This window comes from Streptomyces sp. NPDC003327 (genome assembly GCF_053589515.1).
Window position 1 is genome coordinate 62,853 of the sequence record NZ_JBSFSA010000014.1, and the last position, 24,631, is coordinate 87,483.

General features: G+C 71.5%; 18 protein-coding genes and 5 tRNA genes. 13 read left to right on the plus strand and 10 right to left on the minus strand.

Translation table 11 applies throughout. From position 1 onward, the window contains the following. Positions 1-105 precede the first annotated feature (105 nt). On the minus strand, positions 106-723 hold the full coding sequence (locus ACWDVG_RS15055) for a YceI family protein (RefSeq protein WP_451699589.1): 618 nt from the start codon (positions 721-723) through the stop codon (positions 106-108). A 192-nt stretch (positions 724-915) separates the two neighbouring features. Here ACWDVG_RS15055 and ACWDVG_RS15060 point away from each other — a divergent pair, with 192 nt between their 5' ends. From ACWDVG_RS15060 to ACWDVG_RS15070, 3 genes are all read left to right on the plus strand, one after another. Then, positions 916-4,749 (plus strand): endo-alpha-N-acetylgalactosaminidase family protein, encoded by a 3,834-nt coding sequence (locus ACWDVG_RS15060; protein ID WP_451699590.1) that lies wholly within the window; start codon positions 916-918, stop codon positions 4,747-4,749. A gap of 190 nt (positions 4,750-4,939) precedes the next feature. After that, positions 4,940-6,523 carry an acyl-CoA carboxylase subunit beta gene (locus ACWDVG_RS15065; RefSeq protein ID WP_451699591.1) on the plus strand — a complete coding sequence of 528 codons (1,584 nt, stop codon included), beginning with the start codon at positions 4,940-4,942 and terminating at the stop codon, positions 6,521-6,523. Positions 6,524-6,537: 14 nt separating this feature from the next. Then, on the plus strand, positions 6,538-6,744 hold the full coding sequence (locus tag ACWDVG_RS15070) for an acyl-CoA carboxylase subunit epsilon (RefSeq protein ID WP_451699592.1): 207 nt from the start codon (positions 6,538-6,540) through the stop codon (positions 6,742-6,744). A gap of 160 nt (positions 6,745-6,904) precedes the next feature. Here the strand turns inward: ACWDVG_RS15070 and ACWDVG_RS15075 are convergent, their stop codons facing one another. The 8 genes from ACWDVG_RS15075 to ACWDVG_RS15110 all read right to left on the minus strand — a co-directional run bounded on the left by ACWDVG_RS15075 (position 6,905) and on the right by ACWDVG_RS15110 (position 17,611). Beyond that, positions 6,905-7,486 (minus strand): GTP-binding protein, encoded by a 582-nt coding sequence (locus ACWDVG_RS15075; protein WP_050791473.1) that lies wholly within the window; start codon positions 7,484-7,486, stop codon positions 6,905-6,907. Further along, the gene (locus ACWDVG_RS15080; protein ID WP_451699593.1) at positions 7,467-8,024 is read right to left on the minus strand and encodes a DUF742 domain-containing protein; all 558 of its coding nucleotides are present in this window, start codon (positions 8,022-8,024) and stop codon (positions 7,467-7,469) included. The genes ACWDVG_RS15075 and ACWDVG_RS15080 overlap by 20 nt, the downstream gene beginning before the upstream one ends. 93 nt (positions 8,025-8,117) lie before the next feature. Next, entirely contained in the window at positions 8,118-8,531 is a 414-nt protein-coding gene (locus ACWDVG_RS15085) for a roadblock/LC7 domain-containing protein (protein ID WP_026057603.1), read from the minus strand. A gap of 10 nt (positions 8,532-8,541) precedes the next feature. Next, complete coding sequence (locus tag ACWDVG_RS15090; RefSeq protein WP_451699594.1) at positions 8,542-11,793, minus strand: nitrate- and nitrite sensing domain-containing protein; 3,252 nt, start codon at positions 11,791-11,793, stop codon at positions 8,542-8,544. 347 nt (positions 11,794-12,140) lie between these two features. Next, positions 12,141-12,722, minus strand: a complete 582-nt coding sequence (locus tag ACWDVG_RS15095; protein WP_451699595.1) for a GTP-binding protein — start codon at positions 12,720-12,722, stop codon at positions 12,141-12,143. After that, complete coding sequence (locus ACWDVG_RS15100; RefSeq protein ID WP_451699596.1) at positions 12,703-13,113, minus strand: DUF742 domain-containing protein; 411 nt, start codon at positions 13,111-13,113, stop codon at positions 12,703-12,705. The genes ACWDVG_RS15095 and ACWDVG_RS15100 overlap by 20 nt, the downstream gene beginning before the upstream one ends. A gap of 139 nt (positions 13,114-13,252) precedes the next feature. Next, positions 13,253-13,666 carry a roadblock/LC7 domain-containing protein gene (locus tag ACWDVG_RS15105; RefSeq protein ID WP_030496942.1) on the minus strand — a complete coding sequence of 138 codons (414 nt, stop codon included), beginning with the start codon at positions 13,664-13,666 and terminating at the stop codon, positions 13,253-13,255. A gap of 9 nt (positions 13,667-13,675) precedes the next feature. Continuing rightward, the gene (locus ACWDVG_RS15110; protein WP_451699598.1) at positions 13,676-17,611 is read right to left on the minus strand and encodes a nitrate- and nitrite sensing domain-containing protein; all 3,936 of its coding nucleotides are present in this window, start codon (positions 17,609-17,611) and stop codon (positions 13,676-13,678) included. A 580-nt stretch (positions 17,612-18,191) separates the two neighbouring features. On the opposite strand from ACWDVG_RS15110, the gene ACWDVG_RS15115 reads away from it, so the two are divergent. The 9 genes from ACWDVG_RS15115 (at position 18,192) to ACWDVG_RS15155 (ending at position 22,221) form a co-directional block, all read left to right on the plus strand. Further along, positions 18,192-18,395 carry a hypothetical protein gene (locus ACWDVG_RS15115; protein WP_451699599.1) on the plus strand — a complete coding sequence of 68 codons (204 nt, stop codon included), beginning with the start codon at positions 18,192-18,194 and terminating at the stop codon, positions 18,393-18,395. A 120-nt stretch (positions 18,396-18,515) separates the two neighbouring features. Beyond that, a complete protein-coding gene (locus ACWDVG_RS15120) occupies positions 18,516-19,310 on the plus strand; it encodes a fumarylacetoacetate hydrolase family protein (RefSeq protein WP_451699600.1) in 795 nt (264 codons plus the stop codon). Beyond that, positions 19,303-20,778, plus strand: a complete 1,476-nt coding sequence (gene gltX / locus ACWDVG_RS15125; RefSeq protein ID WP_451699602.1) for a glutamate--tRNA ligase — start codon at positions 19,303-19,305, stop codon at positions 20,776-20,778. The genes ACWDVG_RS15120 and gltX overlap by 8 nt, the downstream gene beginning before the upstream one ends. 124 nt (positions 20,779-20,902) lie before the next feature. Next, positions 20,903-21,625 (plus strand): HAD family hydrolase, encoded by a 723-nt coding sequence (locus ACWDVG_RS15130; RefSeq protein WP_451699603.1) that lies wholly within the window; start codon positions 20,903-20,905, stop codon positions 21,623-21,625. A gap of 92 nt (positions 21,626-21,717) precedes the next feature. Continuing rightward, positions 21,718-21,789 (plus strand) — tRNA-Gln (locus ACWDVG_RS15135). A gap of 41 nt (positions 21,790-21,830) precedes the next feature. After that, positions 21,831-21,903: transfer RNA gene (locus ACWDVG_RS15140), tRNA-Glu, on the plus strand. A gap of 61 nt (positions 21,904-21,964) precedes the next feature. After that, positions 21,965-22,040 (plus strand) — tRNA-Glu (locus ACWDVG_RS15145). 18 nt (positions 22,041-22,058) lie between these two features. Further along, positions 22,059-22,130, plus strand: a tRNA-Gln gene (locus ACWDVG_RS15150). Positions 22,131-22,148: 18 nt separating this feature from the next. Then, positions 22,149-22,221: transfer RNA gene (locus tag ACWDVG_RS15155), tRNA-Glu, on the plus strand. Positions 22,222-22,348: 127 nt separating this feature from the next. Here the strand turns inward: ACWDVG_RS15155 and ndgR are convergent. After that, complete coding sequence (gene ndgR / locus ACWDVG_RS15160) at positions 22,349-23,065, minus strand: IclR family transcriptional regulator NdgR (RefSeq protein WP_005311436.1); 717 nt, start codon at positions 23,063-23,065, stop codon at positions 22,349-22,351. A gap of 140 nt (positions 23,066-23,205) precedes the next feature. Between ndgR and leuC the strand changes: the two genes are divergently transcribed. Further along, complete coding sequence (leuC, locus tag ACWDVG_RS15165) at positions 23,206-24,630, plus strand: 3-isopropylmalate dehydratase large subunit (RefSeq protein WP_451699604.1); 1,425 nt, start codon at positions 23,206-23,208, stop codon at positions 24,628-24,630. Position 24,631 lies beyond the last annotated feature (1 nt).

Genomic DNA, 24,631 nt, shown 5'->3' on the forward strand with positions numbered 1-24,631 from the left:
AAGCCCGGGAACGCCGGAGCCCCGGAACGCCGAGCGCCCGCCTTCCGCGGTGCGGAGGGCGGGCGCGCTCGTGGGTCCGGGCAGGTGTCCCGGAGGGAGGGACGATCAGGCGGCGTTCTTGATCGCGGAGATGTCGAAGTTCAGCTTCACCTTGTCGCTGACCATCACGCCACCGGTCTCCAGGGCCGCGTTCCAGGTCAGGCCCCACTCGGAGCGGAGGATCTCCGCCGAGCCCTCGAAGCCGACGCGCTCGTTGCCGTAGACGTCGGTGGCCGTGCCGTTGAACTCCAGGTCGATGGAGAGCGGCCGGGTGACGTCCTTGATGGTCAGGTCGCCGGTGATCCGGTACATGTCGCCGCCCAGCTGTGCCGCCTCCGTGGAGCGGAAGGTCATCAGCGGGAACCGCTCGGCGTCGAAGAAGTCGCCGCTGCGCAGGTGGCCGTCACGGTCCGCGATGCCGGTGTCGACGGACGCGATGCGCACGTCGATGGAGGCGGTCGAGGAGGCCGGGTCGGAGCCGTCGAGCCTCAGGGTGCCCTCGTGGTCGGCGAAGCTGCCGCGGACGTTGGTGACCATCGCGTGCCGGACGGTGAAGCCGATGCTGCTGTGCGCCGGGTCGATGGTGTAGTCGCCGGTGAGGGCGGCGAGCGCCGGGTCCACGGGGAGGGTGGCGGTGGCGGTGGTGGCGACGGACTCGGTGTTCTTGCGGCCGAAGAGACCCATGGCGTGCTCCTTGTCGGTGTTTGTTGAACCTTCAACGAGAATGACTGTAACCCCATTCCGTTCAACATTCAACATCTGGGGTCGAGGTTCACCCGAACGGCTTGGACTAACCGCAGGGGGTTCTTGGACTGGAGGGGCCCGCGCGGCGCGATCTCGTTGACGGTGCCGCCGGGGCGCGGGCCAATAGGGCGCATGTCCCTCCCCCTCTCACGAAGAATCCGTGCGGCCTGCGCGCTGGCGGCCGCGTCCTCCGTCGTGTTCACCCTCGCGTGGCCCGCCGTCGCCGAGCCCCGCAGCGCCCCGGCGGAGGCCGCCGCCACCTCCGTCATCGGCTCCGACCGGCTCGCCGTCGCCGTCGCCGACGACTTCCCCCGCGTCCTGTCGTACACCGACCGCGCGACCGGTGCCCGGCTGCTCGGCAGCACCTCCCCCGTCGAACGGGTCGTCCTGAACGGCACCCCGCACGCCGTCCGCGCCCAGGGCGCCCCCGTCCTGACCGCCACCTCCGCCGCCTACACGCTCGCCTTCCCCGACCTGCCGGGCGTGGAGATCGACGCGCGCCTGAGCGTCACCGGCCGGGCCACCACCTTCCGCGTCACCGCCGTCCGCGACACCGAGGCCTTCCGCGTCGGCACGATCGACATACCCGGCCACGACCTCGTGTCCGTCGGCTCCTCCGAACCCGGCGCCGCCACCGCCTTCACCCGGCTCGACCCCGACTCCACCCGGACCGCCGACGTGTTCGCGAAGGTCACGGCCGCCACCCCGGCCGAGACCACCCCGGTGGGTGCGACCTACGCGATCGTCAACACCGCCTCCCTCGCCGCCGCCGTCGAGTCCAACTCCAGCTACGACAAGCCCTCCGGCGCCTCCGCCCGCGACGGCGCCCGCTTCTGGCACCAGGCCCGCACGACCGGCGCCGAGACCCGCGTCGGCGTCTGGTCCGGCCAGTGGACCCACCGCGGCGCCGGCGCCCCGCACCCGGAGTCCGGCGACGACCTCCCCTGGGCCAGGGTCGTCGTCACCCCCGACGCCAACGCCGACGGCGTCACCGACTGGCAGGACGGCGCCATCGCCTTCCGTACGATCGGGATCAGGGCGCCCGGCAGCGAGAAGACCCCCGGCCGGGTGGTCGCCCACATCCCCTTCAACTTCGCCTCCCAGGCCACCCACCCCTTCCTGCGCACCCTCGACGACGTCAAGCGGATCTCGCTCGCCACCGACGGACTCGGCCAGTTCGCCCTGCTCAAGGGGTACGGCTCCGAGGGCCACGACTCGGCCCACCCCGACTACGGCGGCAACTACAACAAGCGCGCGGGCGGCCTCGCCGACCTCAACACCCTCCTCGCGGCCGGCCGGACGTGGGGCGCGGACTTCGGCGTCCACGTCAACGCCACCGAGTCCTATCCCGAGGCGAAGAACTTCAGCGAGACCCTCGTCGACAAGACCAAGCCCGGCTGGAACTGGCTGAACCAGAGCTACTCCATCGACCAGCGCCGCGACCTCAACAGCGGCGACCTCGCCCGCCGCTTCCAGCAGCTCCGCGACGAGACCCACCCCGGCCTGTCGACGCTCTACGTCGACGTCTACTACACACACGGCTGGATCGCCGACGAGACGATGCGGGCCGTCCGCGCCCAGGGCTGGAACGTCGCCACCGAGTGGTCCGACAAGTTCGAGCGCGACTCCCTCTGGTCCCACTGGGCCAACGACCTCGACTACGGCGGCGCCACCAACAAGGGCCTCAACTCGAGGATCATCCGCTTCATCCGCAACGGCGAGAAGGACGTCTGGAACGACCACCCCGTCCTCGGCCAGACCGCGCTCGTCGACTTCGAGGGCTGGACCGGCGAGACCGACTGGAACGCCTTCACCGCCAACATCTGGCAGCGCAACCTCCCCGCCAAGTACCTCCAGCAGCAGAAGATCACCCGCTGGAACGGCACCGACATCGCCTTCACCGGAGGCGTCCGCGGCACCGTCGAGAACGGCCGCCGCACCTTCTACGAGCACGGCCGCAAGGTCCTCGACGGCGACGCCTACCTGCTCCCGTGGTCCGGCGGAGCCAAGCTCTACCACTACAACAAGACCGGCGGAAGGACGAGTTGGGCCGTCCCCGGTACCGGTGCGTACACCGTCTACCGCCTCACCGACAACGGCCGCACGAAGGTCACCACCGTCCGCCCGGTGAACGGCCGCGTCACCCTCGACGCCACCGCCGGACAGCCGTACGTCCTCCACCGCTCCGCCCCCGCCGCCCAGGACCCCCGGTGGGGCGAGGGCACCCCCGTCGACGACCCCGGCTTCAACGACGCCCGCCTGACCGCCTGGACCACCACCGGCGCCGTCACCCGCGACACCGACGACCAGGGCCGCAACAGCGCGAAGCTCACCGGCCCCGCCACCGCCGCCGTCCGCCAGCAGATCACCGGACTCACCCCGGGCGCCCGGTACACCGCCTCCGCCCTGATCGAGGTCGAGGCGGGCGCGACCCGCCCCACCACCCTCAGCGTCGGCGGGCGGTCCGTGACCGTCGAACGGTCGGCGCTCCAGGACCGGGTCGCCGCCTCCGACTGGAACGGCACGCGCATGCAGCGCGCCAAGGTCACCTTCACCGCCCCCGCCACCGGCAGCACCCCGCTGAGCGTCGTGGCCGCCGCGGGCCCGGCCGCCACCGTCCGGATCGACGACGTCCGGATCGTCGCCAACGACCCGGCCACCCGCCCGGGCACCCTCGTGTACGAGGACTTCGAGGCCGTCGACCAGGGCTGGGGCCCCTTCCTCAAGGGCGACTCCGGCGGTACGACCGACCCGCGCACCCACATCGCCCAGCTGCACGCCCCCTTCACCCAGGCCGGCTGGAACGGCAAGGCCATCGACGACGTGATCGGCGGCGCCGAGTCCCTCAAGTCCCACGACGAGAACAGCGGCCTCGTCTACCGCACCGCGCCCTGGACCGTCCCCCTGGAGGACGGCCACGCCTACCGCGTCTCCTTCGCCCACCAGTCGAGCCACTCCGGCGCCTACGAGTGGATCACCGGCTACGACCGCGCGAACGGCACCTCCGTCGAGACCCGCCGCACCCCGCTCGGACAGCAGCGCACCACCGGACGCTTCGAGGAGACGGTCACCGCCGGCTGCGGCGACACCTGGGTCGGCCTGCGCAAGCGCGGGGACGCCCCCGACGGCGCCGACCTCGTCCTCGACGAGTTCACCGTCACCGACCTCGGGCCGGCCCCGGCCCGCCCCGCCTGCGGCACCCTGACGACGACCGCCCCCGGGACCCTGGAGCCCGGCCGCCCGAACCGGGTCACCGTCACCTTCGCCAACGACGAGGCCACCGAGGTCACCGGCGCCCGCGCCGCCCTCGCGCTCCCGGAGGGCTGGACCGCCGAGCCGGCCGCGCCCGTCGGGCTCGCCCCCGTCCCGGCCGGCGGCGCCGCCACCGCCACCTGGCACGTGACCCCGCCCATGGACGCCCCCTACCGGACGTACGCGCTCACCGCCGACCTCACGTACACGCTCGGCGGCGGGGAGCGGCACCTGAGCTCCACCGCCTCCGTCCGCACCCTGCCGCCGCCGCCCACCGCCGACAGCTGGGCGAGCGACCTCGACTGGACCTCGGCCACCAACGGCTGGGGCCCCGTCGAGCGGGACCTCTCCAACGGCGAGACGGGCGCCGGGGACGGCGCGCCCCTCCGGATCGGGGGGGTGGCGTACGCCAAGGGGCTCGGCACCCACGCGCCCGCCACCGTCCGCTACTACCTCGGCGGGAGGTGCACGTCCTTCACCGCCCAGGTCGGCGTCGACGACGTCCAGACCGCACGGGGCACCGTACGCTTCGCCGTGCGCGCCGACGGCACCGAGAAGGCGCTCTCACCCGTCCTCCGGGCCACCGACCCGGCCTGGTCCCTCACCGCGGACGTCACCGGAGCCTCCTACGTCGACCTCGTGGTCACCGACGGCGGCGACGGAAACGGCAACGATCACGCCGACTGGGGCGCCGCGCGCTTCCACTGCGGCTGACCCCCGGGCCGCCTCCGTCCGGGGGAGGTCCGTTCGGCCATTTGTGCACCCTCCACAACCGTGGGGGGTGCACGGCTGTTGACTCGGGCCCCGCAGGCCCCGGTTCTGTCCGTCCCCACCAGGAATCGACACGGAGGACTGTACGGAGTCGACGGCAGCGAATTCTTGGTCGAGTTCGTAGGGTCAGTACATGACCGTTGTCGACCAGATCCCGAGCGAGCCCGCCGACGCCCGAGGCCGCGTGGCCGAGCTGCACGTCCTGCGCGAGCAGGCCATGGCCGGCCCGAGCGAGCGCGCGACCGAGGCCCAGCACGCCAAGGGCAAGCTGACCGCACGCGAGCGCATCGAGCTGCTCCTCGACCCTGGTTCCTTCAACGAGGTCGAGCAGCTCCGGCGGCACCGCGCCACCGGCTTCGGCCTGGAGGCCAGGAAGCCGTACACCGACGGTGTCATCACCGGCTGGGGCACGGTCGAGGGCCGGACCGTCTTCGTCTACGCCCACGACTTCCGGATCTTCGGCGGCGCCCTCGGCGAGGCCCACGCCACCAAGATCCACAAGATCATGGACATGGCCATCGCGGCCGGTGCCCCGCTGGTCTCCCTGAACGACGGCGCCGGCGCCCGCATCCAGGAGGGCGTCTCCGCCCTCGCCGGCTACGGCGGCATCTTCCAGCGCAACACCCGCGCCTCCGGCGTCATCCCGCAGATCTCGGTCATGCTCGGCCCCTGCGCGGGCGGCGCGGCCTACAGCCCCGCCCTCACCGACTTCGTCTTCATGGTCCGCGAGACCTCGCAGATGTTCATCACCGGCCCGGACGTCGTCAAGGCGGTCACCGGCGAGGAGATCACCCAGAACGGCCTCGGCGGCGCCGACGTCCACGCCGAGACCTCGGGCGTCGCGCACTTCGCGTACGACGACGAGGAGACCTGCATCGCCGAGGTCCGCTACCTCCTGTCGATGCTCCCGCAGAACAACCGTGAGAACCCGCCGACCGTCGCCTCCGAGGACCCGGCCGACCGCCGCTCCGACGTCCTCCTCGACCTGGTGCCCGCCGACGGCAACCGCCCGTACGACATGCACAAGGTCATCGAGGAGCTCGTCGACGACGGCGACTACCTGGAGATCCACGAGCGCTGGGCGCGCAACATCATCTGCGCCCTGGCCCGCCTCGACGGCCAGGTCGTCGGCATCGTCGCCAACCAGCCGCAGTCGCTCGCCGGCGTCCTCGACATCGAGGCCTCCGAGAAGGCCGCCCGCTTCGTGCAGATGTGCGACGCCTTCAACATCCCGATCATCACCCTTCTGGACGTCCCCGGCTTCCTGCCGGGCGTCGACCAGGAGCACGGTGGAATCATCCGGCACGGCGCCAAGCTGCTCTACGCGTACTGCAACGCGACCGTGCCTCGGATCTCGCTGATCCTGCGCAAGGCCTACGGCGGCGCCTACATCGTCATGGACTCCCAGTCCATCGGCGCCGACCTGACGTACGCCTGGCCCACCAACGAAATCGCGGTGATGGGCGCCGAGGGCGCCGCCAACGTCATCTTCCGCAAGCAGATCGCGGAGGCCGAGGACCCCGAAGCCATGCGCGTGCGCATGGTCAAGGAGTACAAGGCGGAGCTGATGCACCCGTACTACGCGGCGGAGCGCGGCCTGGTCGACGACGTCATCGACCCCGCCGACACCCGCCAGGTGCTCATCAGGTCCCTCGCGATGCTCCGCACCAAGCACGCCGACCTGCCGTCCCGCAAGCACGGCAATCCGCCTCAGTAAGAGGAGACAACCACGTGACCACGCCCGCCAACCTTCTCCGCGTCGAGAAGGGCCACGCCGACCCCGAGGAGCTGGCCGCCATCACCGCGGTCCTGCTCGCCCGCGCCGCCGCCCGGCCCGCCGACGACCACGCCGTCGCGCACCACGGCCGCTCCACGGCAGGCTGGCGCCGCCTGGAGCGCCAGTCGGGTTTCCGCCCCTCTCACTCCTGGCAGGGCTGACCCACGTCCCGCCGAAGGCCCCCGCTCCCTCCCGGAGCGGGGGCCTTCGGCGTACGGCGTCCAGCGGTGCGGCGGTACGGCGGTACGGCGGTACGGCAGAGGCCCCGCGCACCGGAGGGTGCGCGGGGCCTCTCACATCCGTGGGGACGTCCCGTCGGGACTACCGCAGCCGGGCCATGAGGGCGTGCTCGACCAGGGTGATCAGCGCGCTCTTGGCGTCGGCCCGGTGGCGGGCGTCCGTGGTGATGATGGGGGTGTCGGGGCCGATCTGCAGGGCCTCGCGGACCTCTTCGGGGTTGTACGGCTGATGGCCGTCGAAGCCGTTGAGGGCGATGACGAACGGCAGGCCGCTGTTCTCGAAGTAGTCGACGGCCGGGAAGCAGTCGGCGAGGCGGCGGGTGTCGACGAGCACCACGGCGCCGATGGCACCGCGGACCAGGTCGTCCCACATGAACCAGAAGCGGTCCTGGCCGGGCGTACCGAACAGGTACAGGATCAGGTCCTGGTCCAGGGTGATGCGGCCGAAGTCCATCGCGACAGTCGTCGTCGTCTTGTCGCCGGTGTGCGTGAGGTCGTCGATGCCCGCGGACGCAGACGTCATGACGGCCTCGGTACGCAGCGGGTTGATCTCCGAGACGGCGCCGACGAACGTGGTCTTGCCCACGCCGAAGCCACCCGCCACCACGATCTTCGCGCTGGTGGTTGAACGGGCCGCGCCGCCGCTAGAGCTTGCGAAGTCCACTGAGCACCCTTTCGAGCAGTGTCACGTCTGGCTGACCACCGGCGGCCTCGTCGCCGCCGGGCTGGTGGATGGCGACAAGCCCCGCCTCGGCCAGGTCGGCGACGAGGATCCGGGCAACGCCGAGGGGAATGGAGAGAAGTGCCGAGATCTCCGCGACCGACTTGATCTCGAAGCACAGCCGGCAGATCCGCTGGTGCTCGGGCAACTGCCCCTGCAGCCGGGAGGGATCGGCCGTCGTACTGACCAGCGCCTCGATGGCGAGCTGGTAGCGCGGCCGGGTCCGGCCGCCGGTCATCGCGTACGGACGCACGAGCGGGTTGTTCCCGCCCGAGGCGCCCGAACCGCCCGAACCGCTCGTGGCGCGCGGCGCGTTGGGCGAGCCCGCGGGGGCCGAGGGAGCCTGCTGCCGATACGGCTGAGAAGCGCCCTGTCTGCTGGGTGCGGAGGGAAAGTTGAACCGGTTCTGCGCGGCATCGCCGAGCGGTGCCTGATGCGCGTCAAAACCGTTGTACGGACTACTGCCCGGGGGTGTTCCCACGTCTCCTCCTCCGACTGCTTCGCGGCCCCATGTCCCTTGAAACCGCGCCACCGCACCTTACGGTGCGGTGACGAGAAACGCACTGTCTGTCTGTTAGTTGAGAAGACTTCCCTGGAGCTCCGCCCGCAGGTCGGGCGTCAGGACAGTGCCGGCCCGGTCCACGAGAAGGGCCATCTCGTAGCCCACCAGACCGATGTCGGCCTCCGGGTGGGCGAGGACGGCCAGCGAGGAGCCGTCCGAGATCGACATGATGAAGAGGAAGCCGCGCTCCATCTCCACCACGGTCTGGTTGACCGCACCACCCTCGAAGATCCGGGACGCACCCGCGGTCAGCGAGGTCAGTCCGGACGCGACCGCCGCAAGCTGATCGGCGCGGTCCCGGGGGAAGCCCTCCGACATCGCAAGGAGGAGGCCGTCGGCGGAGACCACCACCGTGTGGGACACCCCGGGGGTGTTGTCCACGAAGTTGGTGATCAACCAGTTCAGATTCTGCGCCGCCTGGCTCATCGCGCTCACACTAACGCTCCTGGTTGTAGGTACTGCCCGGGCCGAGGCCCGATCCGTTCGTGTCCGTTCCCGCGCTGCGTCCCTGCTGGACGCCCCGGCGCAGGTTGCTCAACCTGCCCCGTACGTCCTCGGGTGCGCGGGAGACCTGGGGGCCGCCCTGCGGGGTCTGCTCCGCCGTGCCCTCGACCAGGTTGGCCTTGGGGACGCGCCGGGGAAGCCCGGACGAGGTGACCCCGCCCGCCTTCGGCTCGCGGAGCTTGCCGGCCCGCTGCCAGCGCTCGTCGTTGGCCGAGCGCCATTCGTCGGTACCGTCGGCTTCGTTCTGCTGCTGCGCGGGCTGCTGGGTCGCCGGTCGCGCGGACTGCTCCGGCGCGGACCGCTGCGCCTGGGGCGTCTGCGGGGCGACGCTGCCACGGCGCGGCAGACCGGCGTCGGTGAGTGCGTGGCCGGCATCCGGGGCGGGACTCGCGGTCGGACCCGGACGGTCGAAGCCTACGCGCTCGGCGGCCTGCGCGGGAGCGCTCGGAGCAGATTCCGATTCGGCTCCGTATGACGGGTCGTAGCCGCCCTGGTAACCGTTGCCGTCCTGCCACTCTCCCTGGTGGGCGTGGGGATCGAACGTGTTGCCGTACTGCTGCTGTTCGACGGTCGGGGAGTCGTACGAGGCTTCCGCATACGCACCCTGCGGGTAGCCGTCGGCGGGCTGGTCGTACCCCTCGTAGCCCTGCTGCGCCGGGTAGCCGTAGCCGTCCTGCGGGGACGGGGCGTAGCCGTTCGCGTACTCCTGGCCGTACTCCTGACCGCCCTGGTCGTACCCGGCCTGCGACTGGCCCTGGCCGTAGTCGCCCGCGTACTCCTGGCCCGGCTGCTCGTACGCACCCTGCTCGTACCCGGCCTGCTCGTACTCCTGGGCCGGGGCCTGGCCGGTCGCCTGGGCCTCCAGGGCCGCGCGGCGCTCGTCGCGCTGCAGCGAGCGGTTGACCGGGTCGAGCGGGCGCTCCTCCGTCTGCTGCTCGTAGCGCGAGTCGTCGAAGCCGAGCTCGGCGGCGGTCCGCAGCTGCTGCGGGGGGGCCTCGAAGGCGTTCTGCTGCTGGCGCGGAATGATCTGGGAGACGGTGAAGTCGTCCTGGACCGGCTGCTCGCCACCGCCACCGTGGGTGATGGCGTCCGGCAGCATGACCAGCGAGGTCGTACCGGCCTGCTCGCCCGAGGGGCGGAGCTGGACGCGGATGCCGTGCCGGTCGGCGAGCCGGCCGACCACGAAGAGGCCCATGCGCTGCGAGATGGCGGCGTCCACGGTGGGCGGGTTCGCCAGCTTGTGGTTGATGTCCGCGAAGTCCTCGGCGGTCAGGCCGATGCCCTTGTCGTGGATCTCGACCATCACGCGGCCGTCGGGCAGACGGGTCGCGGTCACGCGGACCTTCGTCTGCGGGGAGGAGAACGTGGTCGCGTTCTCCAGGAGCTCGGCGAGCAGGTGCACGAGGTCGGTCACGGCCTGGCCGTGGATCTCGGCCTCCGGGACGCCCGCGAGCTCGATGCGCTCGTACTGCTCCACCTCGGAGGAGGCGGCGCGCATGACGTCGACCAGCGGGACCGGCTGGTCCCAGCGGCGGCCCGGCTCCTCACCGGCGAGGACCAGGAGGTTCTCGCCGTTGCGGCGCATACGGGTCGCCAGGTGGTCCAGCTTGAAGAGGTTCTCCAGCTGGTCCGGGTCGGCCTCGTTGTTCTCCAGGTCCGTGATGAGGGTCAGCTGGCCCTCGATCAGCGACTGGTTGCGGCGGGACAGGTTGGTGAAGATCGCGTTGACGTTGCCCCGGAGCATGGCCTGCTCGGCGGCGAGCCGGACGGCCTCGCGGTGGACCTGGTCGAAGGCGCGGGCGACCTCGCCGATCTCGTCCTGGGAGTCGATCGGGATGGGCTGCACGCGGGTGTCGACCCGGCCGGGGTCGGTGCGGGAGAGCTGGTCGACGAGCATCGGCAGGCGCTGCTCGGCGATGCCGAAGGCGGCGGTGCGCAGCTCGCGCATCGAGCGGCTCATCTGGCGGGCCATCATCCCGGCGAGGATGAAGGCGGCGAGCAGGGCGAGGACGACGCTGGCGCCGATGACCCAGGCGTCGGTCTGCGCGTCGTCGGAGATCTTGACGGCCTCGGCCACGGCCTTGTCGACGAGGGCCTTCTCGACCTCGCTGTAGCCGTCGAACTTGGCGGTGGAGACGGCCATCCAGGAGTCGGCCGTGATGCCCTGGGCCTTCAGCGCCGCGAGGGCGTCGGCGTCGTCGGCGCTGCCGATCCGGACGGCCATGCCGGTGAAGACGGAGCCGTCCTGGCCCTTGGGGAGCTCGACGCCCGCGGCGGCCATCTGCTTGGCGCCGTCGGTGGCCTTCCTGGTCATGACCTTCTTGAGGAGCTCCACGTCCTCGGGAAGGCCGCCGGAGGTGAACTCGCCGAGGGCGATCTGCTCCAGGTAGTTGTACGAGTTGAACGCCACCGACTGCTGGGCGAACACCGTCTCCTCGCGGCTGGGCCGGACGAGCAGGTGGGTGCCGATGGAGCGCTGGAGGGACTCGGCGCCCTTGGAGAGCTGGATCGCGTAGACGCTGCGGCCGTAGGCGGTGATATTGCCGGTGCCGAGGCCGAGCTCGTTCGAGAACTCCATGAGGAAGTGCTGGATGCCGACGTAACCGCGCTCGGTCTCCACCGGGTCCATGGCCTGGGAGTACGCGGCCTCGCGGAGCGCGGCGAGCTTCGGCTCGGCGTCCTTGAACTTGCGGAGACGGTTCTCCAGGCCCTGCCCGGAGGGCATGTTCTTGACGGCCTCGTCGAACCGGTCGCCCGCGGCGTCGGTCGCGGCGTACGCCTTGAGGACCTCGTCGCTCTCGCGGGCGGTCTTCGACGTGGCCAGGAGCAGCGGGCGCGCGGTGAGGTCGCGCTCGTTGAGGAGGGCGGTGCTGTACTCCGAGGCGGCGCGCACGATGAGCGCCGTCTTCTCGGCGTCCTGCGCCTCCTGCCAGGTGTCGATGGCGCCCTTGACCTGGAAGCCGCCCATGACGAGGCCGACGAGCACGGGTATGAGCAGGATCGCGTTCAGTCGGGTGGGCACCCGCCAGTTGCGCGGAGACAGCTTGCTGGAGCTTCCCTGGGAGCCGGCCGCTGCGGGGGCGGGCGTCACGGGCACGTCCGCGGGCGACATCGCCGTGCGCGACGGCGGGGTGAAGTTGCCCCGCGTCTCCTGCTCCGCGGAGCTTTCCTTGCTTCGCCTCACTCGACCAACAACCTCTCGGCGTCGGCACCTACGTTGTGCCGGTGTTTCGTTCAGGGCCGTACTACTCGGGAGTTCATGAATTGCAGCACGTGATGGGGGTCCGTTCCAAACAGTGGGATGCGGCCTCCCGCGGCGGTCCGGAGCACAGATAAAACAGACATAAAGAGCGAGCCCCGCCAAATGGCGGGGCTCATGTGAGCACAGCGACACCGATCGGATGCGTCGGGTGTCCGTGGCTCACCAATTCTCTGTCGAAACGTTATGAAGCCGGGGACGGCCGTGTCGAAGGACACAGATCACCCCGGCCCGGGGGCATATGACGTGCTTCCGCCCTTCCCCGCCGGCCGCTACTTGAGCCGGGCCATAAGGGCGTGCTCGACCAGGGTGATCAGCGCGCTCTTGGCGTCGGCCCGGTGACGGGCGTCCGTGGTGATGATCGGGGTGTCGGGGCCGATCTGCAGCGCCTCGCGGACTTCCTCGGGCTGGTAGGGCTGGTTCCCGTCGAAGCCGTTGAGGGCGATGACGAAGGGGAGCCCCGAGTTCTCGAAGTAGTCGACGGCCGGGAAGCAGTCGGCGAGGCGGCGGGTGTCGACGAGGACGACGGCGCCGATGGCACCGCGGACCAGGTCGTCCCACATGAACCAGAAGCGGTCCTGGCCGGGCGTACCGAACAGGTACAGGATCAGGTCCTGGTCGAGCGTGATGCGACCGAAGTCCATCGCGACCGTCGTCGTCGTCTTCCCACCGGTGTGCGTGAGGTCGTCGATGCCCGCCGAAGCGGAGGTCATGACGGCCTCGGTACGCAGCGGGTCGATCTCCGAGACGGCGCCGACGAACGTGGTCTTGCCCACGCCGAAGCCGCCCGCCACCACGATCTTCGCGCTGGTGGTCGATCTGGCGGCGCCGCCGTTAGAGCTTGCGAAGTCCACTGAGCACCCTTTCGAGCAGTGTCACGTCCGGCGTGCCGCCGGTCTCTCCGTTGCCCGGCTGGTGGATCGCCACCATGCCCGCTTCGGCCAGGTCGGCGACGAGGATCCGGGCGACACCGAGCGGCATCGACAGCAGGGCCGACACCTCGGCCACCGACTTGACCTCGCGGCACAGGTGGCAGATCCGCTGGTGCTCCGGGAGCAGGGTGGCGAGGTGGGCCGGGTCGGCCGTGGTGCTGACCAGTGCCTCGATGGCGAGCTGGTAGCGCGGCCGGGTCCGGCCGCCGGTCATCGCGTACGGGCGGACCAGCGGCTGGTCGCCCTCATGTCCGTACGGATCGTCCAGGGACGAGCCGCCGTACGGATCGTGAGAGGCGGTGGGCGGGGTCATGAATCCTCCGGGCGTGACGGCCTGACTGCTGCCGTCTGATGGGGCCGGTGGGGGGCCGGGTGGGGCGGCCGGACGATGAACGGGCCGAAGGCGGTACGGAGGGGCGCAACGCCTTCGCTTCGAGCGGGTGGGGGACCGCTCAGTGGAGCAGGCTGCCCTGGAGCTCCGCACGGAGATCCGGGGTGAGGACGCTGCCGGCCCGGTCGACCAGCAGCGCCATCTCGTAGCCGACGAGGCCGATGTCGCACTCGGGGTGCGCGAGCACGGCCAGCGAGGACCCGTCCGAGACCGACATGAGGAAGAGGAAGCCGCGCTCCATCTCCACCACGGTCTGTGCGACGGGCCCGCCCTCGAAGATCCGGGACGCGCCCGCGGTCAGCGAGGTCAGTCCGGACGCCACCGCCGCGAGCTGGTCCGCGCGGTCGCGGGGGAATCCTTCGGACATCGCGAGCAGGAGTCCGTCGGCGGAGACCACCACTGTGTGGGACACCCCGGGGGTGTTGTCCACGAAGTTGGTGATCAACCAGTTCAGATTCTGCGCCGCCTGGCTCATCGCGCTCAACTAACGCTCCTGCTGGTGGTTCGGACCGAGGTGGAAGCTACCCGTGGTCGAGTTGCCCGCCTGGCGGCCCTGCTGGATGCCGCGGCGCAGATTGGTGAGCCGGCCGCGGACGTCGTCGGGTGCACGCGAGACCTGGGGGCCGGCCGTGTGGGCCTGCTCCTGGGCGGTCCCGGGTACGAGGTTGGCCTTCGGCACGCGGCGCGGGAGGCCGGAGGTGGTGACGCCGCCGGCCGCGGGCTTGCGCACCCGCTCCGCCTGGCGCACCAGCTCGTCGTTGGGCGAGGTCCGCCAGGCGGCCCCGTTCGGCCGGCCGGCGTCGCCGCCCGCCGGCCCACCGGGCTGACGCGGCGCCGCCGGAGCGGCCGACTGCGGCACCACCGGGGTCTGCGTCGTGCTGTCGAACTCCTGGCCCCGGCCGGCGGACCGGCCCTGCGCCTGCTGCTGCGCGGGGTCCTGGTACCAGTTGTTCTCCAGCGAGTCGAACAGCGGCGTCCGTGCGTCGCCCGCGCCACCCGGCGCCGGCGGCAGGGCCTCCGGACGACGCGGCTGGCCGAGCTGCGGCTGACGCGGCTGCGCCTGCTGCGGGGCCTGCTGCTGGTGGGGCTGCTGTGCGTGCTGGCCCTGGGGCGCGTGGGGCGCCTGGGGTGCCTGCGGGGCGCCGAAGTCGCCGGAGCCACCGCCGGTCCGCTGCCGCGGGGCCTGGCCCGGGAGGCCCTGGGGACCCTGCTGGCCGAACTGCTGCTGCTGGCCGCCCTGGTAGCCCTGCGGAGCCTGCGGCTGCTGGGCGTGCCGGCCCTGCTGCGCCTGCTGGGGCGCCTGGGGCGCGCCGAAGTCGGGCCGCGGGAACGGGGCCGTCGAGGCCGGGTCCTGGACGCCGCCCTGGTACGCCTGCGGAGCCTGCGGCTGCTGGCCGTGCTGGGGCTGCTGCGCGTGCTGGCCCTGGTGCGCCTGCTGCGCCTGCTGGGGCGCGCCGAAGTCGGGCCGCGCGAACTGGCCGGTGGAGCCGGGGCCCTGCGGGGCACCGAAGTCCGGGCGGGCGAACTGGCCGGTGGAGCCGGGGCCCTGGGGGGCGCCGGGCATCGCGTACTGGCCGGTCGTCTCCGGGTCCTCGTGGCCGCGCGGGGCGTCCAGCGGGCTCATGTCCTGCTGCGGGCGGCGCACCGGCTGCTGGGCCGGGTCGTTGCCCCAGCTCGCGGCCTGCGGGCGCGGGGCCTGCTGCGCCTGCGGGTCGCCGCCGGGCAGCTCGGCGCGCGGGAAGCCGTTCTGGCCGGGCTGGTTGCCCTGCTGCGGCTGGCCCTGCGGCTGCTGCTGGCCCTGCGGCTGGCCGCCCCACACGTCCGTACGGGACGGGATGGCGCTGGCGGCGCCGCCGATGAGGCCACCGGTGCCCGGGCCCGGACGCAGCGGGTCCTGGCCCTGCGGGGCCTGGGGCGCCTGCGGGAGCTGACCGGTCCGGTCCGCCTGGGCGTTCTGCGGCTGCGGGGCACGGGTACCCGGGCCGCCCGCGAGCGGGCCGCCCTCCCGGCCGGGCAGCGCGGCACGCGGCGCGGAGCCCGCGCCGACCTGGCCGCGCGCGGCACCGGCACCGGTAGCGAGCCGGCCCGCCGCCGAGCCACCGCCGCCGAGGCCCGGACGGGCACCGCCGGGGCCACCGGCCGCGCCGGGACCGCCGGCGAGACGGCCGCCGGGGGCGGAGCCGCCCTGCGGCACGGCGCCCTGGCCGCCGGGGCCCGCCTTCGGAGCGGGCTTCTTGCCGCCCTGGGCGACGTCGACGGGGAGCATGACGAGCGCGGTGGTGCCGCCCGAGTCCGAGGGGCGCAGCTGGATGCGGATGCCGTGTCGCAGGGACAGGCGGCCGACCACGAACAGACCCATGCGGCGGGAGACGGAGACGTCCACGGTGGGCGGCGAGGCGAGCCGCTCGTTGATCGCGGCGAGGTCCTCGGGGGAGAGGCCGATGCCGGTGTCGTGGATCTCGACGAGCACGCGGCCGTCGGGCAGCGCGTGACCGGTGACCCGGACCTTGGTCTGCGGCGAGGAGAACGAGGTGGCGTTCTCCAGCAGCTCGGCGAGGAGGTGCACGAGGTCGTTGACGACCCGGCCGGCGACCTCGGTCGCCGGGACCGCGGCCAGTTCGATGCGCTCGTACTGCTCCACCTCGGAGGCCGCGGCACGCAGGACGTCGACGAGCGGGACGGGTCGGGTCCAGCGGCGGCCCGGCTCCTCGCCCGCGAGGACGAGGAGGTTCTCGCCGTTACGGCGCATGCGGGTCGCGAGGTGGTCGAGCTTGAAGAGCGAGGACAGCTGGTCCGGGTCGGCCTCGCGGGACTCCAGCTCGGAGATGAGCGAGAGCTGACGCTGGATGAGGCCCTGCGAACGACGCGAGAGGTTGGTGAACATCGCGTTGACGTTGCCCCGGAGGAGGGCCTGCTCGGCGGCGAGGCGGACCGCCTCGCGGTGCACGTCGTCGAAGGCCGCGGCCACCTGGCCGATCTCGTCGCGGGAGTGCACACCGACGGACTCGACGGAGGTGTCGACGTCCTGCGGGTCCGACTCGGAGAGCTGCTTGACGAGCTCCGGCAGGCGTTCCTGGGCGACCTTGGTCGCGGTGTCCTGGAGCCGGCGCAGCGAGCGGATCATGGACCGGGCCACGACGAACGCGCCGATGAGAGAGACGCCGAGGACCAGGAGGATGAGCGCACCGTTGATGATGGCCTCGCGCTGCGACTCCTGCCGCAGCTCACGGGCCATGGTCTCCATGTCGCCGAGGAGCTCGTCCTCGATCTTGTCCATGGCGCTGATCTTGGTGCCGTACTCGTCGGTGAAGTCGAGGTGGCCTCGCCGGCCCTCGCCCATCGCCGTGTCGTTGTTGAGCACGCGCTCGGCGTACTTGTCCGCCGACTGGATGGTCGGGTTGCCGGTGCTCAGGGAGGCGGTCAGCTCCGCGGCGTCGCCGCCGGTGTCCTCGTACACCGCCTCGAAGGACTTGAGCTCGACCTTCTCACTGTTGAGCGCGGCCTCGGCGTACAGGCGGTCACCGGGCTGGATCTTGCCCGGCCGGGTGTCGTTGGCGGGCAGGGCCGCCGCGATGATCGCCTGCTGGATGGAGGCGTACTCCTTGGCGGACGAGAACGCGGCGAGCGCGCGGGTCCGCTTGATCATGTCCGGGTTGCTGGTCGCCTGCGCCATGTCCTGGGAGAGGCTGAGCAGCGAGCGGATGAGGCGGCTGTAGGCCTCGACGGTCACCGAGTGGGACACGCCCTCGCCGTAGGCGTTGCCGCGGATCGAGTTGAGCTGGATGACCTGCGAGGCGATCTGGCTGACGTTCTGGCGGATGCTGCGCAGCGCCTCGTCGCCCTCGGTCGCCGGGATGTCCTCGGTGGCGTCGAGGAAGGCCTTGTACTCGCGGTCGGTCCGCTTGCGCGGGTTGGCGACCTGGTAGTCGCTGACGGGCCGGCCGTTGGCCAGCGGACCGGCCGACAGGTCGCGCTCGGACTGCAGCGCCTGGGCGAGGTCGGTCGCCTCACGGGTCAGCTTGGTCAGCAGCTGCATGTGGTCGAGCTGCTCCATGTCCTGGAGCGACTCGCTGATGCGGATGCCGCCCAGGGTCGTCGCGGCGACCACGGGGAGGGTGAGGAGGGCGACCAGACGCGTCGAGATGCGCCAGTTCCGCAGGGCTATTCGGGGCCCCACCTCGTCACTGGCCTTGAGCTTGGGGGCTGCGGGCGCGTCGGCCGGGGCGGCCGTGGAGCTCGTGGAGCCCGGCCGCCTGCCCGTGTCGCCCTCGCCGGACGGACCCTGGCCCTGGTTCGGGGCGTGCGGGGCCGAGGGACCGCGGTCGGTCCCGGCGCGCGGTTCCTGCTCCGCCTGAGCTTCGGCTCGGCCCTGACGGGCCTGGGGAGAACCCGAGCCATCCCTCTTGAAACGTCCCTGCACTAGCGTCGCAACCTCTGGACCAGGCGTCCTTCCGGGTGAACGGAGAGGACGGTGTCGGCGTCGATCGGGACGCGCCAGCGTCCCGGGTGGTCGTCGTGACCGGCGCAGTTCCCCCTTTCCCGCCACTCGGCCGGCGCTGCGTTGCGCCCCCTGCGCGCCGGCTTGAAACCCGCGGCGGTGCGGGAATTCCAGCACAGTGGCGGATCTCCAACAAGGGCCGCGTGTCGCACCCCGAGGGGGATGACGAACCGTGCTCGCGAGGTCACCCCATGTAGAAGATGATCGCGGAGGAATCGGACTTTTCCGCTCCAATGGTCTGGCGTACCCGTGTGTCCCAGTCGACATGATCAGGAGCGGAATGCAGCATTCACAGCCCTAATGTCCGTTTGCGTGGCGACGGGACACAGTCCGTAATGCCCGGAATATGGTGTCAGTGGTGAGCAAACTCACACCCCGTTCGATGCCTTAGCCATGCATTCGAAGGGAATCGGATGTTTAGCCTGACGCTTTACACGATGCCCGACCGCTCGACGCCCGCGCCCCCGCGGCGTCCGTACCGGAACAAGGTCAGATCACCGCGATGAAGACGACGACGCTCCGCACCACGGCCAACCCCCGCCGCTCCACCCTCGCCCACCTCGAGGACGCCGCACAGCTCGGCCGGGGCGCCCAGCCGGAGTACGCGGCCGAGCTGCCCGGCACCACGGCCAACCCGCGCCGCACCATCCTCATGCAGGCCCCGGCCCCCTTCGAGCCGCAGCCGTACGCCTCCGCGACCCGCTGACCGCCGCCGCCCCCACCGCCCCGCGCGGCACCGCCGGCCGTCCGCCGGTCCGCCGCCCCGCGCCGCGTTAGCCTGGAGCGTCAGACTCCAGCCAGTAGCAAGTGAGGGGCGACAGCACTCGTGCGCATCGCCAGATTCTCCATCGACGGCAATGTCGCCTTCGGCGCCGTCGAGGGCGAGGGAACCGTCGAGTCCGGCGGCCTCGTCCTCGACATCATCAAGGGCATCCCGTACACCGACTTCGAGCTCAGCGGCACCAAGGTCCCGCTGAGCAAGGTCCGGCTCCTGCCGCCCGTCCTCCCCAACAAGGTCGTGGCCATCGGCCGCAACTACGCGGAGCACGCCGCCGAGCTCGGCCACGAGGTCCCCGACGTCCCCGTCGCGTTCTTCAAGCCCACCACCTCGGTGATCGGCCCCGGCGACGCCATCGAGTACCCCTCCTTCTCCCGCGAGCTGCACCACGAGGCCGAACTCGCCGTGGTCATCGGCCGCATGTGCCGCGAGGTCCCCCGCGAGCGCGTCAAGGACGTCGTCTTCGGCTACACCTGCGCCAACGACGTCACCGCCCGCGACGCGCAGCAGCGCGAGAAGCAGTGGGCGCGCGCCAAGGGCTTCGACACCTCCTGCCCGCTGGGCCCCTGGGTGGAGACCGGCCTGAGCCTCTCCGCCGCGGGCGACCTGACCATCCAGGCCACGGTCAACGGCGAACAGCGCCAGCTGGGCCGTACGAGCGACATGATCCGCTCCATCGAGGACCTGGTCGTCCACATCACCGAGGCCATGACGCTCCTGCCCGGCGACGTCATCCTCACCGGCACTCCCGCCGGGGTCGGCCCCCTCAACGTCGGCGACGAGGTCGCCGTCACCATCGAAGGCATCGGCACTCTCACCAATAGGGTGATCAAGCGTGGCTAACGCGAACATCCGCGTCCGTTTCTGTCCCTCGCCGACCGGCAACCCCCACGTGGGCCTGGTCCGCACCGCCCTCTTCAACTGGGCCTTCGCCCGGCACAACGAGGGCACCATGGTCTTCCGCATCGAGGACACCGACGCGGCCCGCGACTCCGAGGAGTCGTACGTCCAGCTGCTCGACTCGCTGCGCTGGCTCGGCCTCGACTGGGACGAGGGCCCCGAGACCGGCGGCCCGCACGCGCCGTACCGCCAGTCCCAGCGGATGGACATCTACAAGGACGTCGCCGACAAGCTCCTCGCCGGCGGGTACGCGTACCACTGCTTCTGCACCGCCGTGGAGCTGGAGGCGCGCCGCGACGCCGCCCGCCTCGCCGGCAAGCCCTCCGGCTACGACGGCACCTGCCGCAACCTGAGCGCCGAGCGCATCGAGCGCTACCGCGCCGAGGGCCGCGAGTCCATCGTCCGCTTCCGGATGCCCGACGAGCCGATCACCTTCACCGACCTCGTCCGCGGCGAGCTCACCTTCACGCCGGACAACGTGCCGGACTACGGCATCCTCCGGGCCAACGGCGCGCCGCTGTACACGCTGGTCAACCCGGTCGACGACGCCCTCATGGAGATCACCCACGTCCTGCGCGGCGAGGACCTGCTCTCCTCCACCCCCCGCCAGATCGCGCTCTACAAGGCGCTGATCGAGCTGGGCGTCGCCAAGGAGATCCCGCACTTCGGCCACCTGCCGTACGTGATGGGCGAGGGCAACAAGAAGCTCTCCAAGCGCGACCCGCAGGCCTCCCTCAACCTCTACCGGGAGCGCGGCTTCCTCCCCGAGGGCCTGCTGAACTACCTCTCCCTGCTCGGCTGGTCCTTCTCCGCCGACCAGGACATCTTCACGATCGAGCAGATGGTCGAGAAGTTCGACATCGCCGACGTCAACGCCAACCCGGCGCGCTTCGACCTCAAGAAGGCCGAGTCGATCAACGCCGACCACATCCGCATGCTGGACGTGAAGGCCTTCGCCGAGGCCTGCGAGCCCTGGCTGCGGGCCCCGCACGCCAACTGGGCGCCCGAGGACTTCGACCGCGCCGCCTGGGAGGCCATCGCGCCGCACGCCCAGACCCGCCTCACCGTCCTCTCGGACATCACGGCCAACGTCGACTTCCTCTTCCTGAAGGAGCCGGTCTTCGACCAGGCCTCCTGGGACAAGGCGATGAAGGGCGAGCCCGCCGCGCTGCTCACCACGGCCCGCGAGAAGCTCGTGGACGCCGACTGGAGCGACCCGGAGTCCCTCAAGAACGCGGTCCTGGCCGCCGGCGAGGCCCACGGCCTCAAGCTCGGCAAGGCCCAGGCCCCCGTCCGCGTCGCCGTCACCGGCCGCACGGTCGGCCTGCCGCTCTTCGAGTCCCTGGAGATCCTGGGCCGGGAGAAGACCCTGGCCCGCATCGACGCGGCCCTGGCGAAGCTCGCCGCGTAACCGCGTAACCGCGCTCCGTGCGGCACGGGGGCGGCACCCGGAGGACATCCGGGCGCCGCCCCCTTCGTCGTATCCCCTTCGCGGATCATCCCCGCACGGCCGCCCCCGGCGGTACCGTCGTCCCATGGCCATCCGTGCCGTCCTCTGGGACATCGACGACACCCTCTTCGACTACGCGAGCGCCGACCGCGCCGGCATGCGCGCCCACCTCGCCGCGGAGGGCCTCCTCGGGACCTACGCCTCCGTCGAGCACGCCCTGAGCCGCTGGAAGGAGCTCACCGAGCTGCACTGGCGGCGCTTCGAGGCCGACGGCGGCAGCTTCCAGGACCAGCGGCGCCACCGGGTCCGGGACTTCCTGGGGGCGCCGGGGCTCACCGACGGGGAGGCCGACGACTGGTTCGGGCGGTACGTCGTGCACTACCAGGCGGCCTGGGAGCTCTTCCCGGACGCGCTGCCCGTCCTCGACCTCCTCGCCGACGACTACCGGCACGCGGTCCTGTCGAACTCCAGCATCCACGCCCAGGAGCCCAAGCTCCGCGCCCTGGGCGTCCGCGACCGCTTCGAGGCCGTCCTGTGCGCCGCCGAGCTGGGCACCGCCAAGCCCGCCGCGGAGGCCTTCCTCGCCGCCTGCGCGGCCCTGGACCTCGCGCCGCACGAGATCGTGTACGTGGGTGACCAACCCGACATCGACGCCCGCGGCGCCGTGGAGGCGGGGCTGCGGGGGGTGTGGCTCGATCGCGCCGCCACGGGGGGCAGGCCCGAGCTGGACCGGATCACCGACCTCCACCAGCTCCCCGCCCTGCTCCGCGCGGATACCCGTTTTGGAGCACCGTCCACCTTCGGGTAATGTTCTTCCTGCGCCGAGGGGAGCAAGCCGAAAGGCAAGAACCCGGAAAGCGCAAGCCGAGCAAGATCCCCCTGGCGGGGACGTTGCCCCGGTGGCCTATGGTGTAATTGGCAGCACGACTGATTCTGGTTCAGTTAGTCTTGGTTCGAGTCCAGGTAGGCCAGCTCGCAGAGCTCATCTGCAAACCGTGGATGGCATCCACAAAGCCCCCGTTGTGTAGCGGCCTAGCACGCCGCCCTCTCAAGGCGGTAGCGCCGGTTCGAATCCGGTCGGGGGTACAGATCCTTCCCGCGGGATCACCTGGGTAGCTCCCGGTGAACCCGATGCAGGATCGCTAGGGCCCCCGTTGTGTAGCGGCCTAGCACGCCGCCCTCTCAAGGCGGTAGCGCCGGTTCGAATCCGGTCGGGGGTACCAACTGGTTTAGACCACCAGTGGCCTATGGTGTAATTGGCAGCACGACTGATTCTGGTTCAGTTAGTCTTGGTTCGAGTCCAGGTAGGCCAGCGGATCTTCATTGATCTTGCCCCCGTTGTGTAGCGGCCTAGCACGCCGCCCTCTCAAGGCGGTAGCGCCGGTTCGAATCCGGTCGGGGGTACGCACAGAAGAAGCCCTTCCCTTCGGGGGAGGGCTTCTTCGCTGTTCCCCGCCGGACGCACAAGTCCGGCCCACCGCTGCGGCGTTGGAGCGGTGGGCCGGGGGACGTACAGATGAAGAGGGGAAGATCAGCCGTTGCGGCGGAGCGCCTCGGAGAGCCGAGCGGCGGCGTCGATGACCGCCTGGGCGTGCATACGACCCGGGTGGCGCGTCAGGCGCTCGATCGGGCCCGAGACGGACACGGCCGCCACCACGCGGTTCGAGGGGCCGCGTACGGGCGCGGAGACGGACGCCACACCGGGCTCCCGCTCGCCGATCGACTGGGCCCAGCCGCGCCGCCGTACGCCCGACAGGGCCGTCGCGGTGAAGCGGGCGCCCTGGAGGCCCCGGTGCAGCCGCTCGGGCTCCTCCCAGGCCATCAGGATCTGCGCGGAGGAGCCGGCCTTCATCGTCAGCGTCGAGCCGACGGGCACGGTGTCCCGCAGGCCGGAGAGCCGCTCGGCCGCCGCCACGCAGATGCGCATGTCGCCCTGGCGCCGGTAGAGCTGGGCGCTCTCGCCGGTGACGTCGCGCAGATGCGTCAGCACCGGGCCCGCCGTGGCGAGCAGGCGGTCCTCGCCGGCCGCGGCCGCGAGCTCCGCGAGACGCGGTCCGAGGATGAAGCGGCCCTGCATGTCGCGGGCCACCATCCGGTGGTGTTCCAGTGCCACGGCGAGACGATGAGCCGTGGGTCGTGCGAGTCCCGTCGCCGCGACCAGACCTGCGAGGGTGGCCGGACCGGACTCCAGGGCGCTCAGGACAAGGGCTGCCTTGTCGAGAACGCCTACGCCGCTAGAGTTGTCCATGCAACGATATTCGCGTCTCACTCTGTGAAACGCAAGTTCAATTTTCCGAGGAACCCGTCACTCTGGTGAGGCGGCCGCACAACGGCTCGCGAAACGGGTCTCTAGTGGTGTCGGCGCAGCCGCCGGCCGGAGGGAAAGCGATGGGTAGGACACTCGCGGAGAAGGTCTGGGACGACCACGTCGTCCGGCGCGCCGAAGGCGAGCCCGACCTCCTCTTCATCGATCTGCACCTGCTGCACGAGGTGACCAGCCCGCAGGCGTTCGACGGGCTCCGTCAGAACGGCCGGCAGGTGCGGCGCCTCGACCTCACCATCGCCACCGAGGACCACAACACCCCCACCCTCGACATCGACAAGCCGATCGCCGACCCGGTCTCCCGCGCACAGCTGGAGACCCTGCGGAAGAACTGCGCCGAGTTCGGCGTCCGGCTGCACCCGCTCGGCGACGTCGAGCAGGGCGTCGTCCACGTCGTGGGCCCGCAGCTGGGCCTGACCCAGCCGGGCATGACGGTCGTCTGCGGCGACTCCCACACCTCCACGCACGGCGCCTTCGGCGGTCTGGCGTTCGGCATCGGCACCAGCCAGGTCGAGCACGTGCTCGCCACCCAGACGCTGCCGATGGCCCGCCCGAAGACCATGGCGATCACGGTCGACGGCGAGCTGCCCGCCGACGTCACCGCCAAGGACCTCATCCTGGCCATCATCGCCAAGATCGGCACCGGCGGCGGCCAGGGCTACGTCCTGGAGTACCGCGGCTCCGCCATCGAGAAGCTCTCGATGGAGGCCCGGATGACCATCTGCAACATGTCGATCGAGGCCGGCGCCCGCGCGGGCATGATCGCCCCCGACGAGACCACCTTCGCGTACCTGAAGGGCCGCGCCCACGCCCCCGCGGGCGAGGACTGGGACGCCGCCGTCGCGTACTGGAAGACCCTGAAGTCCGACGAGGACGCGGTCTTCGACGCCGAGGTCGTCATCGACGCCGCCTCGCTGGCCCCGTTCGTCACCTGGGGCACCAACCCGGGCCAGGGCGCGCCGCTTTCGGCGAACGTCCCCGACCCCGCTTCGTACGAAGACGCTTCGGAGCGCCTCGCCGCCGAAAAGGCCCTGGAGTACATGGGGTTGACCGCCGGCCAGCCGCTGCGCGACATCCGGGTCGACACCGTCTTCGTAGGCTCCTGCACCAACGGCCGCATCGAGGACCTGCGCAACGCCGCCGCCCTCCTGGAGGGCCGCAAGGTCGCCGACGGCGTCCGGATGCTGGTCGTCCCCGGTTCCGTCCGGGTCGCGCTCCAGGCCGTCGAGGAGGGCCTGGACAAGGTCTTCAAGGAGGCCGGCGCCGAATGGCGGCACGCGGGCTGCTCCATGTGCCTGGGCATGAACCCCGACCAACTGGCGCCCGGTGAGCGCTCCGCGTCCACCTCCAACCGCAACTTCGAGGGCCGGCAGGGCAAGGGCGGCCGCACCCACCTGGTCTCGCCCCAGGTCGCCGCCGCCACCGCCGTGCTGGGCCACCTGGCCTCCCCGGCCGATCTGTCCGACGTCGCCACCACCGCGGGGGTCTGAG

Coding starts and splice junctions, on each gene's coding strand:
- ACWDVG_RS15130 (WP_451699603.1), top strand. CDS start 20,903: ATGGCCATCCGTGCCGTCCTCTGGGACATCGACGACACCCTCTTCGAC.
- ACWDVG_RS15115 (WP_451699599.1), top strand. CDS start 18,192: ATGAAGACGACGACGCTCCGCACCACGGCCAACCCCCGCCGCTCCACC.
- ACWDVG_RS15085 (WP_026057603.1), bottom strand. CDS start 8,531: ATGAGCCAGGCGGCGCAGAATCTGAACTGGTTGATCACCAACTTCGTG.
- leuC (WP_451699604.1), top strand. CDS start 23,206: ATGGGTAGGACACTCGCGGAGAAGGTCTGGGACGACCACGTCGTCCGG.
- ACWDVG_RS15105 (WP_030496942.1), bottom strand. CDS start 13,666: ATGAGCCAGGCGGCGCAGAATCTGAACTGGTTGATCACCAACTTCGTG.
- ACWDVG_RS15065 (WP_451699591.1), top strand. CDS start 4,940: ATGACCGTTGTCGACCAGATCCCGAGCGAGCCCGCCGACGCCCGAGGC.
- ACWDVG_RS15055 (WP_451699589.1), bottom strand. CDS start 723: ATGGGTCTCTTCGGCCGCAAGAACACCGAGTCCGTCGCCACCACCGCC.
- ndgR (WP_005311436.1), bottom strand. CDS start 23,065: ATGGACAACTCTAGCGGCGTAGGCGTTCTCGACAAGGCAGCCCTTGTC.
- ACWDVG_RS15060 (WP_451699590.1), top strand. CDS start 916: ATGTCCCTCCCCCTCTCACGAAGAATCCGTGCGGCCTGCGCGCTGGCG.
- ACWDVG_RS15100 (WP_451699596.1), bottom strand. CDS start 13,113: ATGACCCCGCCCACCGCCTCTCACGATCCGTACGGCGGCTCGTCCCTG.